The 18424-nt window shown below is 71.5% G+C and carries 20 protein-coding genes; 14 read left to right on the forward strand and 6 right to left on the reverse strand.

From position 1 onward, the window contains the following. Positions 1 to 1821, reverse strand: coding sequence for an ABC transporter (locus tag ACIBO1_RS11155; RefSeq protein ID WP_396744058.1), 1821 nt, complete (start codon positions 1819 to 1821; stop codon positions 1 to 3). A 219-nt stretch (positions 1822 to 2040) separates the two neighbouring features. Here ACIBO1_RS11155 and dnaK point away from each other — a divergent pair, with 219 nt between their 5' ends. The 5 genes from dnaK (at position 2041) to ACIBO1_RS11180 (ending at position 6932) form a co-directional block, all read left to right on the forward strand. Further along, entirely contained in the window at positions 2041 to 3942 is a 1902-nt protein-coding gene (dnaK, locus tag ACIBO1_RS11160; protein WP_396744061.1) for a molecular chaperone DnaK, read from the forward strand. Between the two features lie 48 nt (positions 3943 to 3990). Further along, on the forward strand, positions 3991 to 4752 hold the full coding sequence (gene grpE / locus ACIBO1_RS11165; protein ID WP_396744064.1) for a nucleotide exchange factor GrpE: 762 nt from the start codon (positions 3991 to 3993) through the stop codon (positions 4750 to 4752). An 85-nt stretch (positions 4753 to 4837) separates the two neighbouring features. Beyond that, a complete protein-coding gene (dnaJ, locus tag ACIBO1_RS11170) occupies positions 4838 to 6016 on the forward strand; it encodes a molecular chaperone DnaJ (RefSeq protein WP_396744066.1) in 1179 nt (392 codons plus the stop codon). Positions 6017 to 6044: 28 nt separating this feature from the next. Beyond that, the gene (locus tag ACIBO1_RS11175) at positions 6045 to 6482 is read left to right on the forward strand and encodes a heat shock protein transcriptional repressor HspR (RefSeq protein ID WP_350697629.1); all 438 of its coding nucleotides are present in this window, start codon (positions 6045 to 6047) and stop codon (positions 6480 to 6482) included. 177 nt (positions 6483 to 6659) lie between these two features. Continuing rightward, positions 6660 to 6932, forward strand: a complete 273-nt coding sequence (locus ACIBO1_RS11180) for a hypothetical protein (RefSeq protein WP_396744070.1) — start codon at positions 6660 to 6662, stop codon at positions 6930 to 6932. 245 nt (positions 6933 to 7177) lie between these two features. Here the strand turns inward: ACIBO1_RS11180 and ACIBO1_RS11185 are convergent, their stop codons facing one another. The 3 genes from ACIBO1_RS11185 to ACIBO1_RS11195 form a co-directional block, all read right to left on the reverse strand. Next, entirely contained in the window at positions 7178 to 7606 is a 429-nt protein-coding gene (locus ACIBO1_RS11185) for a hypothetical protein (RefSeq protein WP_350697627.1), read from the reverse strand. Positions 7607 to 7793: 187 nt separating this feature from the next. After that, complete coding sequence (locus ACIBO1_RS11190) at positions 7794 to 9002, reverse strand: cation:proton antiporter (protein WP_396744073.1); 1209 nt, start codon at positions 9000 to 9002, stop codon at positions 7794 to 7796. A 7-nt stretch (positions 9003 to 9009) separates the two neighbouring features. Then, positions 9010 to 9159 carry a hypothetical protein gene (locus tag ACIBO1_RS11195; RefSeq protein WP_396744077.1) on the reverse strand — a complete coding sequence of 50 codons (150 nt, stop codon included), beginning with the start codon at positions 9157 to 9159 and terminating at the stop codon, positions 9010 to 9012. Between the two features lie 31 nt (positions 9160 to 9190). Between ACIBO1_RS11195 and ACIBO1_RS11200 the strand changes: the two genes are divergently transcribed. Next, the gene (locus ACIBO1_RS11200) at positions 9191 to 10318 is read left to right on the forward strand and encodes a hypothetical protein (RefSeq protein ID WP_396744080.1); all 1128 of its coding nucleotides are present in this window, start codon (positions 9191 to 9193) and stop codon (positions 10316 to 10318) included. Between the two features lie 25 nt (positions 10319 to 10343). On the opposite strand, the gene ACIBO1_RS11205 is transcribed toward ACIBO1_RS11200, so the two are convergent. Both ACIBO1_RS11205 and ACIBO1_RS11210 read right to left on the reverse strand, forming a co-directional pair. After that, entirely contained in the window at positions 10344 to 10568 is a 225-nt protein-coding gene (locus ACIBO1_RS11205; RefSeq protein WP_396744083.1) for a winged helix-turn-helix domain-containing protein, read from the reverse strand. 53 nt (positions 10569 to 10621) lie between these two features. Then, on the reverse strand, positions 10622 to 10840 hold the full coding sequence (locus tag ACIBO1_RS11210; RefSeq protein WP_396744086.1) for a winged helix-turn-helix domain-containing protein: 219 nt from the start codon (positions 10838 to 10840) through the stop codon (positions 10622 to 10624). Positions 10841 to 11139: 299 nt separating this feature from the next. Between ACIBO1_RS11210 and ACIBO1_RS11215 the strand changes: the two genes are divergently transcribed. The 8 genes from ACIBO1_RS11215 (at position 11140) to ACIBO1_RS11250 (ending at position 18418) form a co-directional block, all read left to right on the forward strand. Next, complete coding sequence (locus ACIBO1_RS11215; protein WP_396744090.1) at positions 11140 to 11349, forward strand: DivIVA domain-containing protein; 210 nt, start codon at positions 11140 to 11142, stop codon at positions 11347 to 11349. Then, entirely contained in the window at positions 11346 to 11597 is a 252-nt protein-coding gene (locus tag ACIBO1_RS11220; protein WP_396744092.1) for a hypothetical protein, read from the forward strand. The genes ACIBO1_RS11215 and ACIBO1_RS11220 overlap by 4 nt, the downstream gene beginning before the upstream one ends. 185 nt (positions 11598 to 11782) lie before the next feature. Beyond that, the gene (gene clpB / locus ACIBO1_RS11225) at positions 11783 to 14374 is read left to right on the forward strand and encodes an ATP-dependent chaperone ClpB (protein ID WP_396744095.1); all 2592 of its coding nucleotides are present in this window, start codon (positions 11783 to 11785) and stop codon (positions 14372 to 14374) included. A 79-nt stretch (positions 14375 to 14453) separates the two neighbouring features. Continuing rightward, positions 14454 to 14834 carry a hypothetical protein gene (locus tag ACIBO1_RS11230; RefSeq protein WP_396744098.1) on the forward strand — a complete coding sequence of 127 codons (381 nt, stop codon included), beginning with the start codon at positions 14454 to 14456 and terminating at the stop codon, positions 14832 to 14834. Positions 14835 to 14903: 69 nt separating this feature from the next. Beyond that, a complete protein-coding gene (locus tag ACIBO1_RS11235; RefSeq protein WP_396744101.1) occupies positions 14904 to 16022 on the forward strand; it encodes a hypothetical protein in 1119 nt (372 codons plus the stop codon). A gap of 71 nt (positions 16023 to 16093) precedes the next feature. After that, positions 16094 to 16693 (forward strand): DUF4178 domain-containing protein, encoded by a 600-nt coding sequence (locus tag ACIBO1_RS11240; RefSeq protein WP_396744104.1) that lies wholly within the window; start codon positions 16094 to 16096, stop codon positions 16691 to 16693. Between the two features lie 160 nt (positions 16694 to 16853). After that, positions 16854 to 17639 carry a hypothetical protein gene (locus tag ACIBO1_RS11245; RefSeq protein ID WP_396744107.1) on the forward strand — a complete coding sequence of 262 codons (786 nt, stop codon included), beginning with the start codon at positions 16854 to 16856 and terminating at the stop codon, positions 17637 to 17639. Positions 17640 to 17716: 77 nt separating this feature from the next. Further along, positions 17717 to 18418 carry a hypothetical protein gene (locus tag ACIBO1_RS11250; RefSeq protein WP_396744110.1) on the forward strand — a complete coding sequence of 234 codons (702 nt, stop codon included), beginning with the start codon at positions 17717 to 17719 and terminating at the stop codon, positions 18416 to 18418. Positions 18419 to 18424 lie beyond the last annotated feature (6 nt).

Consider the following 18424-nt stretch of genomic DNA (forward strand, 5'->3'; position numbering starts at 1 on the left):
TCACGCCGCCGCCCCACTGCGATCGTCCGTGGCGAAACCGCTGCGCGTCCGGGCCGCCTCCACCTGGGTGGCCGCCTCGCGCAGCGCCGTCGCGTGCCGGGCCGCCGGCCGGGCCTGGTCGGTCCGGCCCAGATACCGGGCGGCCTCCTCGTCGAGCAGCGCGCGTACCCGGTCCAGCAGGTCCTCCCGAGCCTTCGCGGCCAGCGTACGCACGGCCTGGTCACCGAAGATCGCCTGAAGTACGGCCTGGCCGGCGACGGTGGTGCCGGCCCCGGTGGCGACCTCCAGGCCGGTCGGGATGAACGCCGTCGAGGCGAACACCGCGATCATGACGGCCAGCCCGGTGGCGTTGACCGCGTACGCCGCCGTGCGGGCCACGAAACGCCGGTCACCACCCTCGGCCCGGACCAGCTCCAGCACCCCGCGTTGCCAGTCCCGGACCAGCCGCTCGGCCCGCTCGGGCAGGTCGGCCGAGTGGTGTGCCAGATCCGGCGTGAGCAGTGCGGCACCCGCCGGATGCGCCTTCCACCCGGTGTGCGCGTGCTCGGCCGCCTCGGCCGCCACGCCCCGCAGCAACGTCGTCAACTGGGACTCGATGGCGTCGCGCAACTCCACGGCGGGAGCCGGGCGTCGGCTGAACGTCGCCGTGAGGCGGTCGCGCAGCCGCCCGATCCGCGCCTCCAGGCTGCGGAAGAAGTCGCTGGTGCCGATGAACTCCTGCCACCGGGCCAGCACCTCGCCCCGGAGCAGCCGCCCGTCGCGCAGGCCCTGCTCGACCATCCGGTTCGCGGCCCGGTAGGCGGCCAGCACCCGTTCGTCCAGGGCGTCGGCGGCGGTCACCTGCTCGTCGGCGGCGACGGCCAGACTCTCGACCGACGGCGCCAGCGCGGCCAGCGCGCCACCCAAGGTCTGCCGGACCACCGCCGCGCGGGCGTCCGCGTCGGCGGCCAGCCGGGCGAACCAGTCCGCCAGCGGCGCGGTGACCCGGTCCGGCAGCAGCCCCTGGCCGTCGACCCAGGTCTCCGGCAGGACGAACAGCGGTGCCGCGCCGAGGTCCTGCTCTGCCAGCATCTCGGCGAGATGGGCGGCGACCTCGTCGGTGGCCTCGGCGGGCACCCGGTCGAGCACCAGCGCGATGACCGCGCCCCGGGACCGCGCCCCGTGTAGCAGCTCCCAGGGCACGGCGTCGGCGTACCGGGCGGCGGTGGTGACGAAGAGCCAGAGGTCGGCGGCGGCGAGCAGTTGGTTGGCCAGCGCGCGGTTGGCGTCGACCACCGAGTCGATGTCGGGGGCGTCCAGGAACGCCAGCCCGGGGGCCAGGGCCGGGGCGGTGACCAGATGCAGCGAGCGGGGGTCGTCGCTGGGCTGGTTCGTGCGGGTCAGCCCGGGGAGGAGTTCCCCGCGACGGAACCAGGGCGAGTCGGCCGGATTGCAGACCAGGACCGGCGAGCGGGTGGTCGGCCGCAGCACCCCGGCGGCGCTGACCCGCGCCTGGACCAGGCTGTTCACCAGGGTCGACTTGCCGGCGCCGGTCGATCCGCCGACCACCACCAGCAGCGGCGCGTCGAGGCGGGAGAGCCGGGGTATCAGGTAGTCGTCGAGCTGGTCGGCGAGAGCGGCGGCGGTCCGGCCGGCAGGCTCCGCCGAGGGCAGGACCAGCGGGAAACGCGCCGCTCCGATCGCGGCCCGCAGGCTGGTCAGCGCGTCGGGCAGGGCGTCGTCCCCGAATGCCGCGGGCCGGTCCTCCCCGCCGGTGGAGCCGGTGCGGGCTGCGACGGCGGGCGTGCCGAAAGGTGAGGCGGAATCGCCGTTCGTCGTCACCGCTAAAGCGTGCCCGACCGACACAAGGTAAGACAACCAGTCGGTATCGAACGGTGACTTGCGCCAACCCGACTCAACCTTGACTTGACGATTCCGGGAGGCGTGGCACTATTGAGTCAAGTTCACTCAACTTGAGGTGGGGTCGCTGTGGGCGGCGCCGCCGGTCAGGGCGACGGGGGGCCCGTCACCTGCACAACGTTACGAAGCGAGGAAGCGAAGATGGCACGTGCGGTCGGTATCGACCTCGGCACGACGAACTCCTGCGTCAGCGTCCTGGAGGGCGGTGAGCCCACCGTCATCGCCAATGCCGAGGGCTCGCGGACGACCCCGTCGATCGTCGCGTTCGCCCGCAACGGCGAGGTGCTCGTCGGCGAGGTGGCCAAGCGCCAGGCGGTGACGAACCCGGACCGGACGATCCGCTCGGTCAAGCGGGAGATCGGCACCAACTGGTCCGTCGACATCGACGGCAAGAAGTACACCCCGCAGGAGATCTCGGCCCGGACGCTGATGAAGCTCAAGCGGGACGCCGAGGCGTACCTGGGCGAGCAGATCACCGACGCGGTGATCACCGTCCCGGCGTACTTCAACGACGGCCAGCGTCAGGCCACCAAGGAGGCCGGCGAGATCGCCGGCTTCAACGTGCTGCGGATCGTGAACGAGCCGACCGCGGCCGCCCTGGCGTACGGCCTGGACAAGGGCTCCAAGGAGCAGACCGTCCTGGTCTTCGACCTTGGTGGCGGCACCTTCGACGTGTCGCTGCTGGAGCTGGCCGAGGGCGTCATCGAGGTCAAGTCGACCAGCGGTGACAACCTGCTCGGCGGTGACGACTGGGACCAGCGCATCATCGACCACCTGGTGAAGACCTTCCGGGGCGAGCACGGCATCGACCTGTCGCAGGACAAGATGGCGCTCCAGCGGCTCAAGGAGGCCGCCGAGAAGGCCAAGATCGAGCTGTCCGCCGCCACCACCAGCAACATCAACCTGCCGTACATCACCGCTGGCTCCGCCGGCCCGCTGCACCTGGACGTGACGCTCAGCCGCGCCGAGTTCCAGCGGATGACGCAGGACCTGCTGGACCGCTGCAAGGGCCCGTTCGAGCAGGCGGTCAAGGACGCCGGGATCAAGGTCTCGGACGTCGAGCACGTGATCCTGGTCGGTGGCTCGACCCGGATGCCGGCCGTGACCGAGCTGGTGAAGCAGCTCACCGGCCGCGACCCGAACAAGGGCGTCAACCCGGACGAGGTCGTCGCCGTCGGCGCCGCCCTCCAGGCCGGTGTGCTCAAGGGCGAGGTCAAGGACGTCCTGCTGCTCGACGTGACCCCGCTGAGCCTGGGCATCGAGACCAAGGGCGGCATCTTCACCAAGCTGATCGAGCGCAACACCACCATCCCGACCAAGCGGTCCGAGGTGTTCACCACCGCCGACGACAACCAGCCGTCGGTGCTGATCCAGGTCTTCCAGGGTGAGCGCGAGATCGCCGCGTACAACAAGAAGCTCGGCACCTTCGAGCTGACCGGTCTCCCGCCGGCCCCGCGTGGCGTGCCGCAGATCGAGGTCACCTTCGACATCGACGCCAACGGCATCGTCAACGTGCACGCGAAGGACCTGGGCACCGGCAAGGAGCAGAAGATGACCATCACCGGCGGCTCCTCGCTGCCGAAGGATGACATCGAGCGGATGCGCCGGGACGCCGAGGAGCACGCCGAGGAGGACAAGCGTCGTCGCGACGAGGCCGAGAGCCGCAACGTCGCCGAGGCCCTCCAGTGGCAGACCGAGAAGTTCCTCGCCGAGAACGGCGACAAGCTGCCCGCCGAGAACCGCGACAAGCTGAACGAGGCGCTCGGTGAGCTGCGCGGCGCACTCGGTGGCAGCGACATCGATAAGATCAAGTCGGCACACGAGCGGTTGGCGCAGGTCTCGCAGGAGGCGGGCTCGCTGCTCTACGCGCAGCAGGCCGAGCAGGCTCCGGGCGGCGAGGCGGGCGGCGCGGCCGGCGCGGCCGGCGCGGCCGGTGCTGCCGGTGCCGGTGCGGCCGGTGCCACCGGCGGTCCGGCCGGCGGTGCACGGCCCGGCCAGGACGATGTGGTCGACGCGGAGATCGTGGACGAGGACAAGAAGTGACGGTCCTGGTCGAGGCGATCTGCACGGGCAAAGGGATGAGGTAGTCGTATGACGGAGAAGCCACGAGCCGCTGACCCGGGCGACACCGGGTCGGCGCCGGGTGGCTCGGCGTCCGAGCCGACCGCCGGCGAGACGCCGCGCGTCGTCATCCGCAACAACCGCAAGATCAACCAGACCCGCGAGTCGGAGGGGACGGCGGCTGACGCCGGCTCCGACGTTTCGGCCGAGGGACTGGTCGAGGACGCCGAGGTGGTGGTCGACGCGATCGAGGTCGAGGCCGAGGCGCTGAGCGAGCCGACCACCGAGGGCCCGCCCGTGGTGGACTCCCCGGCCAAGCCGGTCGGGCAGCCGTCCGAGGCAGCCGGTCGCGGGCTCGGTGCCGAGGTGGAGGCGCTCCGCGCCGACCTGGAGGAGCGCACTCGGGACCTGCAACGGGTGACCGCCGAGTACGCCAACTACCGCAAGCGGGTCGAGCGGGACCGTGGTCTGGTCACCGAGCAGGCGACCGGCTCGGTGCTGGCCGCGCTGCTGCCGATCCTGGACGACCTGGACCGGGCCCGGGAACACGGCGACCTGGTCGGTCCGTTCGGTTCGGTGGCCGAGCAACTCACCACCGCGCTGGGCAAGTTCGGGCTGACCCCGTTCGGGGAGCAGGGCGACCCGTTCGACCCGACGCTGCACGAGGCCGTGGCGCACCAGACCTCGGCCGACGTCACCGAGCCCACCTGCGTGCAGGTGATGCGTCGGGGCTACCAGATCGGTGAGCGGCTGTTGCGGCCCGCGATGGTCGCGGTCGCCGACCCGGAATAGTGCACGACGGTGACCGGGCCGTTCCACCCGACGAACTCCGGCGGGCGGGACGGCCCGGAGCCGGAGGTGGGGAGGAGGTGGACGGTTGAGTTCCAAGGACTGGATCGAGAAGGACTACTACGCGGTCCTGGGCGTGGCGAAGACCGCCTCCGCTGACGAGATCAAGAAGGTGTACCGCAAGCTCGCCCGCGAGTCGCACCCGGACCACAACCCCGGTGACCCCAAGGCCGAGGAGCGCTTCAAGTCGGTCTCCGAGGCGTACGCGGTGCTCGGTGACGACGCCAAACGCCGCGAGTACGACGAGATGCGCTCGCTGTTCGGCTCGGGCGCGTTCCGGCGCGGTGCACGCCCGGGTGGCCAGCCCGGCGGCATGCCGTTCGACGTCTCCGACCTGTTCGGCAACGCGCAGTCGGCCGGCGGTGGCCGGTTCGCCGGTGGCGGCATCTCGGACCTGTTCAGCTCGATCTTCTCGGGCGGCGCGGGTGGTGCAGGCGCTACCGGCCCGGCCCGGGGACGCGACATCGAGACCGAGGTGGCGCTCGACTTCGACGACGCGGTCCGGGGGGTGACCCTGCCGCTGACGTTGCGGGCACCGGGGGTCTGCGACACCTGCCACGGCAACGGTGCGAAGCCGGGCACGGTGCCGAGGACCTGCCAGGTCTGCCACGGTGCCGGGGTGAACCACCGCAACCAGGGTGCGTTCAGCCTCGCCGAGCCCTGCCGCAACTGTCAGGGCGCCGGGACCGTGGTCGACGAGAAGTGCCCGGAGTGCCAGGGCACGGGCGGCGTCACCAAGGCCCGTACGCTCAACGTCCGTTTCCCGGCCGGAGTGGCCGACGGACAGCGGATCCGGCTGGCGGGCCGGGGCGAGCCGGGCGAGCGCGGCGGCCCGGCGGGAGACCTGTTCGTGCACGTCAAGGTGCGGCCGGACGAGCTGTTCGGGCGCTCCGGTGACGACCTGACGCTGACCGTGCCGATCACCTTCACCGAGGCGGTGCTCGGCACCGACCTGCGGGTGCCGACGCTCGACGGCGCGGTGACCCTGCGGGTGCCGGCGGGTACGCCGAGCGGGCGGATCCTGCGGGCCCGGGGCAAGGGGGTCAGCCGTCGGGACGGCCAGACCGGGGACCTGCTCGTCACGCTCGACGTGGTGGTGCCGGCCCGGGTCTCCGACGAGGCACGCGCGGCCCTGGAGACGTTCGCCGAGCAGACCCCGCCGGCGGCGCGGGAACATCTCGACGCGCGGGTGCGTCGGAGCGGATGATCGGTGAAGCGGTGCGGAGGTGAACGGGATGGACGGGTTCGTCGGTTCGGATGACCCCACCTACGAGGCCAAGGTGCTGATGATCTCGGTCGCGGCGCGGATGGCGGGGATGCACCCGCAGACGTTGCGACAGTACGACCGGCTGGGCCTGGTGCAGGCCGGCCGGGCGGCCGGCGGCGGTCGTCGCTACAGCGTGCGGGACGTGGTCCTGCTGCGCGAGGTGCAGCGGCTCAGCCAGGACGACGGCGTCAACCTGGCCGGGATCAAGCGGATCATCGGCCTGGAGCGGCTGTTCGAGCAGGCCCAGCAGCGGGTCGCCCACCTGGAGGCCGAGCTGGAGGCCGCGTACCGCCGGATCGCCGAGCTGGAGTCGCTGGCCCGCTTTCCCGGGCGTGACCTGGTGCCGACCAACCAGACCTCCACGGCCCTGGTGGTCTGGCGTCCCCGACGCAGCCCCGGCCGCTGACGATCGATATCCGGCCCCGGTGCGGTGACAACCGCGCCGGGGCCGTCTCGTGTCCGCGCTCGGGGCGGGATCGTGTGCACGGCCCGGCCGAATCCACCCCGTCCCCAGCCCGTCTCCGTTACCCTGAAATCAGGTCCAAACAACTCAATCCAGACTTCGGCGCTGGCGGGGGGAGCCATGACGGACGCGGCGAAGAAGGTGGCCGAGCAGGCGGAACATCGGCTCGACAGGTTGTCCGAGAACGTCCAACGGCGATTCGACCGGATCACCAAGGGGCGGTTCGCCGACCAGGTCCGCAGTGGTCGTTTCAGCGGCCAGGGCGGCCGGTCCACCGGCCCTGCCCCGTCGGGCGACCGGTCCGTCGGCCCAAGCCAGAGCCGTGCCGGTCACGGCGCCGGCCGGGTACGGACCGACCAGCACCGCCGAGAACACGGCGGCCCACCCCGCTGAAACCCACAGACGTACGGGCCGGGAGCCACGGGGGTTCCCGGCCCGTCCCCGTCCCACCGCACGTAACGGCACTTCGCCTACCGCAAGCGGCACCCCCGCCCGGCCCCCCGACAGACGTCAACCCTCCCGAGGCCGGCAGGCGACGGCACGTCCGCCGGGTGTGGCCCTACCGTGCCCGGCGCAGGGATCAAGCCTGACCGCCCGGAGCCGGGCACGGTAGGGCCACACCCCCCCACAGCAACCACCTAAAGCCGCCGACCCTCGCGCACCAACCCACCTTCGCACCACTCGCGATACACGAACAGTTCCGGCCGGGACAGCAGCACCCGGCTGTTGTGCGCCCAGGTGCGCATCATCTCGTCGCCGTTGCGCTCGGCCTGGTCGACCAGCTTGCGGAAGCGTCGCTTCGGGTGTGCCCGGAAGTTCGTCCGGATCCCGTCGGCGGCATAGATGTAGAGGCAGTGCAGCGCGAACCGGCGGGCCGGGCAGTGCGCGTCCATCGCCAGGTCGAACAGCGTCATCACCAGCCGGTCGCCGGAGACCAGCAGGTCCCAGTCGGGTGGCATGGACGTCAACGGCACCGAGTCGGGCTGGTACGCCCACGATCGCAACTCCGCCGGACTCGGGTCGACGGGGTTGGCGAAGCCGTGGAACGTTGATTCCTGCACGCTCACCGGCCAACCTTCCGTTCGCGTCGGCGCCGAGGCGTCCGCCCCCCGCGAACCCCGGCTGCTGGGGCGAAACGGTAACGCGGTACCCGTGAGTACGGGTAGCCCCTACGGAAAGCAATTCGGCATCGGTTGCCTGGCCGGGGTGGCCCGCACGGCCTGCGATCACTTTCAGTCAAGGCGTCGTTACCGGTCATGGTCGATCCGGCGTTGCCGCCCCGGCTTGCTGCGTCGCCGCCCGCCGCCGCGACCAGCGCTTGAACCAGGCGGCATCGGGCAGTCGGGCCAGCACCGGACCGGTCACCACCGTGATCAATACGTACGTGGCGGCCAAAGCGGCCAGTTTCGGCGAAACGGTGCCGGCGCTCACCGCGAGGCCGGCGATGACGATGGAGAACTCCCCTCGGGGCACCAGGGTCAACCCGGCCCGCCAGCGTCCCGGTTCGGTGATGCCGACCCGCCTCGCGGCCAGGTAGCCGGTCAGCGTCTTGGTAGCGATGGTGACCAGGGCGAGCAGGACTGCGGGCAGCAGCACCGGCGGAATGTGCCGGGGGTCGGTGGCGAGCCCGAAGAAGACGAAGAAGACGGCGGCGAACAGGTCGCGCAACGGCGTCAGCAACTCGGTGGCGTGATGGGCCACCGGCCCGGAGAGCGCGATGCCGACCAGGAAGGCGCCGACCGCCGCCGACACCTGGAGCTTCGCGGCGACCCCGGCGACCAGCAGGGTCAGCCCGAGCACGCCCAGCAGCAGCGACTCGGGGTGGTCGGCGGACATGGCCCGGGAGACGAGATTCCCGTACCGGAGCGCCACCACCAGCACGACGACCACCGTCAGCACCGCGACGCCGAGCGCGACCCCACCCTTGACCAGCCCGACCCCGGCCAGCAGCGCGGTCACCAGAGGCAGGTAGAACGCCATCGCGAGGTCCTCGACCACCAGCACCGACAGGACCACCGGCGTCTCCCGGTTACCGAGCCGACCCAGGTCCGACAGGATCTTGGCGATCACCCCGGAGGACGAGATCCAGGTGATCCCGCCGAGCACCACCGCGGCCACCCAGCCCCAGCCGAGCAGCAGCGCGAACGCCGCACCCGGCAGCGCGTTGAGCACCGCGTCGAGCACCCCTGCCGGTGCGGCCGAACGTAGGTTGCCGACCAGCTCGTCGGCCGAGTACTCCAGGCCGAGCATCAGCAGCAGCAGGATCACGCCGATCTCCGCGCCGATCGCGAAGAAGTCCTCGCTGGCGTGCAGCTCCAGCACGCCGCCGTGGCCGAGGACCAGACCGGCCAACAGGTAGAGCGGGATCGGCGAGAGCCCGATCCGCCGGCCGAGCCGACCGAGCAACCCGAGCAGGAACAGCAGCGCGCCGACCTGGATGAGCAGGTTGGTGAAGTCGTGCATCCGGGGCTCAGCCGACCGGTGAGCGCACGGCGGACGACCGGGACGCGCCGAGGACGTCCCGGTGGGAGAGTGCCCCCAGCGGGTGGCCGAATTCCGTCATCATGTCGTGGCGTACGCTGGTGCTCGGTTGAGCGGTCTGCTCGACGCGTGCTCGCACGGGCTCAGGCTACTCTCGCGACGGAGGCCGCATGACCGCCCGACGAACTCGTTGCCTGGCAGTTCTCCCGCTGTTCACGCTGCTCGCGGGATGCTCGATCGGGGACATCCGGCGCAGCGCCCCGGCCCCCGAACCACCGCAGGTCACGGCCACCCCCGCGCCGACCACCACGCCGGTCGCGGAGACCCGCACCACCCGCCTGGCCGTGCCGCAGCGGTACGCGCCGCCGTTCGTCGAGTTCGTCGACGCCGAGAACGGATATGCCCTCTTCGCCGCCTGCGACGACCAGACGCCCGCTTCGGACTGCCCGGCCCTGCTCTGGTCGACCCGGGACGGCGGCCGCTCCTGGCAGCAACTGCGCCACCCACAGCCGGATACCACCCCGCAGCGGGACGGCGACGTCCAGCAGCTCTACACCGCCGAAGGCATCCTGGCCCTGTACGCCCCGCAGGTGGGATGGTGGACGTCCACCGATCGCGGGGACACCTTCCGGCGCACTCCGGGCGAGGCACCGCCCCGGGCATGGCAGGCGGCCCAGGGACGCTTCCAGCTCATCGAGAGTTCGGGAAAGGTGGGCCGCTGGACGGGACGCACACTCCGCCCGCTGCCTGTCCAGCCGAAGCTGCCCGTGGTGCAATCGGTGGTGGAAACTGACTGGCAGTTCAGCAGTAAGGAAAGCTCAGGGCCGTTGGTGGCAGCCGGAGCCGACGATGACGGCCGGCCGTACGTCGCGATCTCCGTTGACGAGGGACGGAGTTGGCGGCCGACCCCGGTGGAGTTCGACGGTGCGGTGGGTGTGCTCCGAGTGGTGCGCGCACAGAGTGAGCTGTGGCTGGTCGGTGAACGTCCCGATCGCACCGGGTTTCCGGCGGTGTGGCGGCATGGTCCCGCCTGGGAGAGGATGCCTGACGAAGGGCACCCGGAGACGGGGCAGGTCGTCCCGTTGGGTTTCGGAGTGGCTGCGGTCGTCGGTCCACGGGGCGCCGGTGCGCTGATCGGCAGCGGGTACGTCGATCTGCCCTGGCCGCTGACCGACGAACATCACCTGCGGATGCTCCCCGACAACACTCTCGTCGCCACTGGGCCACAGTCCGTCCTGCTCGGCACCGGCCATGCCGGCGACCGCACTTGGAAAGCAGTGATCATCGAGACGGAGTGACCCGCGTCGAGGAACCGCTCGGGTCCTACTCGGATGGCTTTCGGACGTAGGTGCCCTTGCCCTGGTGGCCTTCGATCAGGCCCTCGGCCTGCAGAATCAGGAGGGCGGACCGCACTGGTTCTGCCGAGACGCCGTAGTGCGCGGTCATCTCACGCAGGGACGGCAACTTGGCTCCGGGCGGGTAGTCCCCAGAGCGGATCTTGTCTCGGATGTCCTGCGCGATGCGCTGGCGGTCGGAAACTCGGTGCATGGCAACAACTCCTGGTAGGCGCCGATCCCTCCAAGGGCATCCCGTCCCAGGACCTACTGTTTGTCGGCCACGAAGACGCCGACACCCTCCAGCGTCTCGGTGAGACCAGTCGCGCGCAGGATCATCATGGCCTTGCCGACCACGGTGTCCGAGACGCCGTACTCCTTGCAGAGCTGGGCTCTGCTCGGCAGCTTCGTGCCGGGCGACCACTCGCCTGATTCGATCTTGCTACGCAGTTCGTCTGCGAGCACCTGGTACTGCTGCTTGGGCATACACACTCCCCGGATGGCATGCCCATTCGATCACGCAGGCGGCCTGCTCGCGGGCCCTGCTGTCGTACTGCCGAATTGGGCTGCGGTGGTAGGGCGGGGCGGTCCGGTCGATCGACGGTGCCGGGCCGGGCCGCCCATCCAAATCTCGGGCACCGTGGAGAGGCGAGGTCACGTGCTGAGGACGTTGCTGCGACCGTTCCTGCGTCGGGGCGGGGCGTCAGCCGACGCATCGGGTCGGCGTCGGAGCGTCGACGAGTCGTCCAAGGGGTGGGACCTACCGCTCGGACGCGTACCTTCCGTTGCGGTCGGGGCAGGTGCGGACCCGCACCTTCACGATGCGCCGGCGCGGTGCGGACCCGGCCGAGGTCGCCGCGTTCCTCGACCGGGTCGCGAACGACCTGGATGCGCTGTACGCGGCGCTGGCCGACAGTCGGGGTGAGGCCGATCGGTTTCGGCTGGCGCTACGCGACTGGCAGTCGCAGTTGGCTCGTGCGAAGCACCTGTCGTGACCGGGCGGTTCGTGATCCACTTGCCGGTCGCCGCCGCCGACCTGAACCGTGCCAGAATCCTCGCCCGGGTGGCCGGGCGCGCACTGCGATTCGTCGCGCCGATCGAACTGGGCGGCATCACCGTCTCCGCCGAGGACGAGCAGCACGTCCGGCACTGGGTCTTCTGCGACCGTCCGCTCGATGGTGGGCGGCGCTGCGTCCTGCACACGGACCATCGGAGCCCCTGTGCGACCCGACTGCCACGTTGACGGCACAGACTTCAGCTCGACAGGGCTCCCGGCCCACGTTGACCAGCGGCGGAGGTTCCGGACGTGAGCAGCGCCCGATGTCCACCGCCCGGAGGAGTGGTGGATGTCACACCTCCAGGGTTGAGCGGAATGGGCTCAACTCTGGTTCTGTCGGTACCAGTGGACACACCGATCCAGGGGAGCCCATGAACACCGAACGCCTCACCACCAAGAGCCGCGAGACCATCACCGGTGCCGTCGCCCTGGCCAACCAGCGCGGCCACGCCACCGTGGAGCCGTGGCACCTGCTGCTGTCGCTGCTGGACACCGAGGGCTCGACCGCTGCCGGCCTGCTGCGCGCCGTCGGGGCCGACCCCGCCGAGCTGCGCCGGGCCGCCCAGCGGGCGGTCGACGCGCTGCCCGCCGCGCGCGGCTCCAGCATCGCGGAGCCCACCCTGGCCCGCGAGTTCGTCAACGCCATCGGGGCTGCCGAGCAGATCGCCCGGCCGCTCGGCGACGAGTACACCTCCACCGAGCACCTGCTGGCCGGGCTGGCCCGGGTCGGCGGCGCCGTCTCCGGTGCGCTCAAGTCCGCCGGTGCCACCGAGGAGACCCTGGTCGCCGCGTTCCCGACCGTGCGCGGCGGGGACCGTCGGGTCACCACGGCCGACCCGGAGCAGACCTACCAGGCGCTGGCCAAGTACGGCGTCGACCTGACCGCGAGCGCGCGGGACGGCAAGATCGACCCGGTGATCGGACGGGACTCCGAGATCCGCCGGGTGATCCAGGTGCTGTCCCGGCGTACCAAGAACAACCCGGTGCTGATCGGCGAACCCGGTGTCGGCAAGACCGCCATCGTCGAGGGCCTGGCCCAGCGGATCGTCGCCGGTGACGTACCCGAGTCGCTGCGGGACAAGAAGCTCGTCTCGCTCGACCTCGGCGCGATGGTCGCCGGTGCGCAGTACCGGGGCCAGTTCGAGGAGCGCCTCAAGTCCGTCCTGGAGGAGATCAAGAACTCCGACGGGCAGGTCATCACGTTCCTCGACGAGCTGCACACGGTGGTCGGCGCGGGCAAGGGCGAGGGCTCGATGGACGCCGGCAACATGCTCAAGCCGATGCTGGCCCGGGGCGAGCTGCGCATGGTCGGCGCGACCACGCTGGACGAGTACCGCGAGCACATCGAGAAGGACCCGGCCCTGGAGCGGCGCTTCCAGCCGGTGCTGGTCGGTGAGCCCACCGTCGAGGACACCATCGGCATCCTGCGCGGGCTCAAGGAGCGCTACGAGGTCCACCACGGCGTACGCATCACCGACGCCGCCCTGGTCGCCGCCGCCGCGCTCTCCGACCGGTACATCACCGACCGCTTCCTGCCGGACAAGGCGATCGACCTGGTCGACGAGTCCGCGTCCCGGCTCCGAATGGAGATCGACTCGCGGCCGGTCGAGGTGGACGAGATCGAGCGGGCGGTCCGCCGGCTGGAGATCGAGGAGATGGCGCTGGCCAAGGAGCCGGACGCCGCATCCGCCGAGCGCCTGGAACGGCTGCGCAAGGAGCTGGCCGACAAGCGTGAGCAGCTCACCGTGCTCTCCGAGCGCTGGCACCTGGAGAAGAGCCACATCACCAAGCTCTCCACCGCCAAGGAGGAGTTGGAGCGGTTGGGTGGCGAGGCCGAGCGGGCCGAGCGTGACGGCGAGCTGGAACGCGCCGCCGAGCTGCGTTACGGGCGCATCCCTTCCCTCCAGGCCGAGCTGACGAAGGCCGAGGAGGAACTGGCCCGGTTGCAGTCCGCAGGCGCGATGCTCAAGGAGGAGGTCGGCGCGGACGACATCGCCGCGGTCGTCGCCTCCTGGACCGGCATCCCCGCCGGTCGACTGCTGGAGGGGGAGACCGCCAAGCTGCTCCGGATGGAGGAGTCGCTGCGCGAGCGTGTCGTCGGCCAGCCCGAGGCGGTCGGCGCGGTCTCCGACGCGGTACGCCGGGCCCGTGCCGGTGTCGCCGACCCGGACCGCCCCACCGGCAGCTTCCTCTTCCTCGGCCCGACGGGTGTGGGCAAGACCGAGCTGGCCAAGGCGCTCGCCGAGTTCCTCTTCGACGACGAGCGGGCGATGGTCCGCATCGACATGAGCGAGTACGGCGAGAAGCACTCGGTGGCCCGTCTGGTCGGCGCTCCGCCCGGCTACGTCGGCTACGAGGAGGGCGGCCAGCTCACCGAGGCGGTGCGTCGCCGGCCGTACTCGGTGATCCTGCTCGACGAGGTGGAGAAGGCCCACCCGGACGTCTTCGACATCCTGCTCCAGGTACTCGACGACGGCCGGCTCACCGACGGCCAGGGTCGTACCATCGACTTCCGCAACGCGATCCTGATCCTCACCTCGAACCTCGGGTCGGCGGTGATCAGCGACCTGACGCTCGCCGAGGAGCAGCGCCGGGAGGGCGTCCTCGCGGTGGTCCGGTCGCACTTCAAGCCGGAGTTCCTCAACCGGCTCGACGACATCGTGGTCTTCGCCGCACTCCAGGGCGACGACCTGCGCTCCATCGTGGACATCCAGTTGGCCCGCCTGCGCAAGCGACTGGCCGACCGCCGGCTCTCGCTGGACGTCACCGACGCGGCGCGGGGCTGGCTCGCCGAGCACGGGTACGACCCGATCTACGGTGCCCGGCCGCTGCGTCGACTGGTCCAGTCGGCGATCGGCGACCAGCTCGCGAAGGCGCTGCTCGCCGGCCAGATCCGGGACGGCGACACGGTGCGGGTGGAACTCGCCGACGCCAAGGACGGCCTGTCGGTGAGCGCCGCCTGACCCGTACCCACGACGTCGGACCTCCGCCGCCGCCCCGCCTCAGCGGGCGGCGGCGGGCCGGCCGGGTGAGGATGGAGACATGTTCGGGATCGGGCGCAAGAAGGACCCGGAGCTGACCGCCGCCGTCACGGCGCTCGCCGAGGCCGGTCGCGTCGCGTTCGGCGGGGTCGGGATCGCGGGCGCGACGCTGCCGGAGACCGAGGCCTACCAGCGCGTCGCGGCGATCGCGGCGGACCACCCCGACGAGGTACGCGGGCAGCTCGACCGCCTACTCACCACCGGCTCCCCGGCGGCCCGGGTGTACGCCGCCACGCTGCTCGAACAGCTCGACCCGGCGGCCGGACGGACGGCCTGGACCAGGCTGCGTTCCGACCCGGCGGAGGTGGACACCGCCGTCGGTTGCGTGCTGGACCGCACCACGGTCGGCGAGTACGCCGCCCGACGACTCGACGATTCGTGATCCGACGGCCAGTCGGCTCCGTCCGATCGGTGCTGCCGGATCTTGTCCGGTCCTCCTACGCTCCGTGCCATGACTGCGACCGCCGAGGATTCGGCCGCCGTACCTCCGCCTCGCCCGCCTCGCCCCGGTACCGTCACCGCGGCCTTCTGGTTGCAGCTCACCATCGCGCTGATCCTCTTCGGACTCGTGGCGCTGGTGGTCGTCGAGGCGTTCCAGTGGGATGCCGCGATCGACCGGGCGGCACGCCAGGTGCCGAACGCCGACCCCGACGAGGTACGCGCCGAGCGGGTCAGCAGCGTCAGCATGTCGCTGGTCTTCGGCCTCCCCGCCTTGGCCCTGGGACTCTGGATGGCGCTGACCGCCGTCGGCGTACGGCGGGGCAGCAACGTCGCCCGGGTCATGGTCTTCGCGGCCAGCGGTGCCGAGCTGCTGCTTTGCTTCTTCCAGGCGTGCGCCGGCATCTTCTTCGTCCCGTTCATCGCGTTCGCCGCCACCGGGGCGGTGGATGTCGGGGAGGCCCCACCGCCGGACGACGAGTTCTGGCAGGAGTCGGAGTTCTTCGAGGTGCTGTACGGCGAGCCGCGCACCTTCGAGATGGTGTTCTTCCCGCTGGCGGGTCTCGGTGTGCTGACGGTGCTGGCCCTCACCGTGGTGGTCGTGCTGCTGTTGACGATTCCGCCGGCCAACCGTTGGTTCGTGCCGAAGCCCGAGGCGGCCGTGCCACTGACCGCTGGAGGCGACATCCCGAACGCCTACCTCGCCACCTACCCCCTGCCGACGCCCTACCCCGCACCCGGCTATCCCGCACCCGGCTATCCGGTGCCTGGCTATCCGGTGCCTGGCTATCCGGTGCCGCCCGGCTTCCCGGTCCCGCCCGGCCAGCCCGCGCCGTTCGGCGGTCCCGTCCCGACCGGCGACGTCGTGCCCCCGGGCTATTCGGTGCCCCCAGGCTTTCCCGTGCCTCCGGGCTTTCCCGTGCCTCCGGGCTATCCGGTGCCTCCGGGCTATCCGGTGCCTCCGGGCTATCCCGTGCCCACTGGCCATCCGGTCCCGCCGGGCGAGCAGTCGGCGTTGCCGGACGGGCAACCTGCGCCGTCGGGTGAGCAGGCCGCACCCTCGGCCGCTGACCCGGGCGCCGCTGACCGGGGCGACCGATCGGCTCCGGATTCGGGCGGGAACGGGCGATAGTCGGCCGGCGACGACTCCACCCGCGCCGGTCACGGATACCGTCGTCACCGACGTACCTGGGGAGGTGACGGGTGGACGACGTGACGGCGTACCTGGTGATCGCGCTCGGGTGTCTGCTGGCCGCGCTGGCCGTCGTCGCGGTCGTGGCGCGGCGGCGCGGCCGGCGTCGGCCGGCGGCCGGGCCCGGCCGGCGTGCCACCGGCGGGCCGAGGACCGATCCGCGTCGCATCGAGGTCGGCGACATCGTCGAGATCGGTGACCTGTCGTACGTGGTGCGCGGATCGATCCGGTTGGTCGAGGGCGAGTGGAGCTGGGCCGAGCACCTGCTCGACGACGACAGCGGGCGGTACCGGCTGTCGGTGGCCGAGAACCCGGAGTTCGAGCTGGTGCTCTGGGAGCCTCAGCCGGGGAGGGTGCGGACCGTCGGGGCCCCGGCGGTCGACGCCGCCGGGCGACGGTACGTCTGGCACGAGTCCGGCCAGGCCCGGTACACCGCGACCGGTGTGACCGGACTCGCCCCGAGCGGGACCGTGCGCTACCACGACTATCGGGCACCGGGCGGAGCGCGGCTCACCTTCGAGGCGTACGGCGAGTCGGGCTGGGAGGTCGCCCTCGGCCACCGGTTGGATCCGGGCGACGTGACCGTGTACCCGCAGGGGCGCGGCTCGTGAGAGCGGATCCGGTTCAGCTCGACAGCGACCTACGACGACATCACCGAGGACGGATCTGGGTACACCGCTCCTGAGCCGACGCGCCCGCCCAGACGGCGTCGTGCCGTGCCGGGTTGGCCAGCAGCCGATACGGTGAGTCGCGTTCCACGGAGGGAGAAAGATGGTCGACCCGCAGAACACCCCGGTCCGGCAGCGGCCGGGTGTGGTGACGATATCCACCTACTTGCTGTTGCTCTTCGCGATCTGCCAACTGATCAGTGTGGTCGTCACGCTGGCCACGATCGGCACGGTCCGTGACGTGATGGACGAGGCGTACCGCGGCACCAGTGTCGAAGGAGCGGAGAACCTCGCCGACGTCGCCGTCGTCTTCGGCGTCGCCACCGCCATCTTCCTGCTCGTCGTGGCGCTCGCGTTGTTCGGCCTCGGCCTGCTGAACCTGCGCGGAAAGAACGGTGCCCGGATCGCCACCTGGGTCGTCGGCGGCATCATGCTCTGCTGCACCGGTTTCAGCCTGCTCAGCGGGCTGGCCGGCGGCATGAGCATGCCCGGTGGCGAGACCAGCGGCGACATGCCGAGCGCCGACGAGGTCCAGCGCCGGTTGGAGGAGGCACTACCCGGCTGGGTCACCCCGGTCAGTCTCCTGCTCGGTGTGATCAGCCTGCTCGCGCTGCTGGCCGCGCTGATCCTGCTGGCGCTGCCGAAGGCGAACGAGTTCTTCCGAAAGCCGACCCAGCAGTGGGAGCCGCCCATGCCCGGCGGCAACTACCCGAACCAGCCCGGTTACCCGCAGGCGCCCGGCTACCCGGGTGCCGCGCCGCAGTCGGCCGATCCGAGCTACCCCCCCACTCCCGGTCAGCCGCCCGCCGGTGGCCCTGGTGCGCAGCCTCCGCAGTCCGGCGGTCCGGGACACCCCGGCGATCAGCCGCCGACCGACCGGCCGAACTGACCGCCGGTGAGTTAGGCGCGACTGCGACGGTCCCTCCGAGTAGGTTGCAACCCGAACACCTACCGGAGGGACTCGTCGTGTCGTACCCCGAACAGGCGTCGCCGCGCCGGCCGGCCGTGGTCGTGACGGCCGTGGTGGTGCTGGCGGTGATGGCGGTGGGCGCGCTCGGGTACGCCGTGGCCGGCCTGAGCCTCGTCGGTGGCACCGTGTCCCGGTTCCGCGCGGCGGCCGTGGGTACGTCGGCCGACTCCGCCCAGGTCGACGCGATGGTGACCCTGCTGCGGGGGGTGGTGGTCGGGGCCGCCGTGCTGAGCGTGCTCGCGGCCCTGCTCCTCGCCGGTCTCGCGGTGGGCCTGATCGGCGGTCGGCCCGCCGCCCGGGTCTCCACCTGGGTGGTCGCCGGGCTCGGGATGCTCCTCGGTTGCTGCGGCATCGGAACCCTCCTGGTCCAACGCGCCACCCCCCTGGACTTCGGCGACGACCAGGCCGCCGCCGAACTCGTTGCCCTGGTGTCGGACGCCTACCCGTCGTGGTGGATTCCGATCACCACGACTCTTTCGGTCGCGCAGGTGCTCGGTTACCTTGTGGTAGCCGTACTGCTGGCGATGCCGTCCGCCCACGCCTGGTTCCGTCGCCGCCCGGTGCCCCCGCACCACCCCCAGCCGCCGTCGTACCCACCCGTGCACCACCAGCCGTCCGCGTTTCCGCCGCCGGTCGCGCCGCACCAGACCTATCCGCCGCCCGGGGCGCCACCGTCGTCCCCGTACCCGCCGAGGTGAGCAGAC

Source organism: Micromonospora sp. NPDC049903, assembly GCF_044460945.1.
Lineage (GTDB): Bacteria > Actinomycetota > Actinomycetes > Mycobacteriales > Micromonosporaceae > Micromonospora.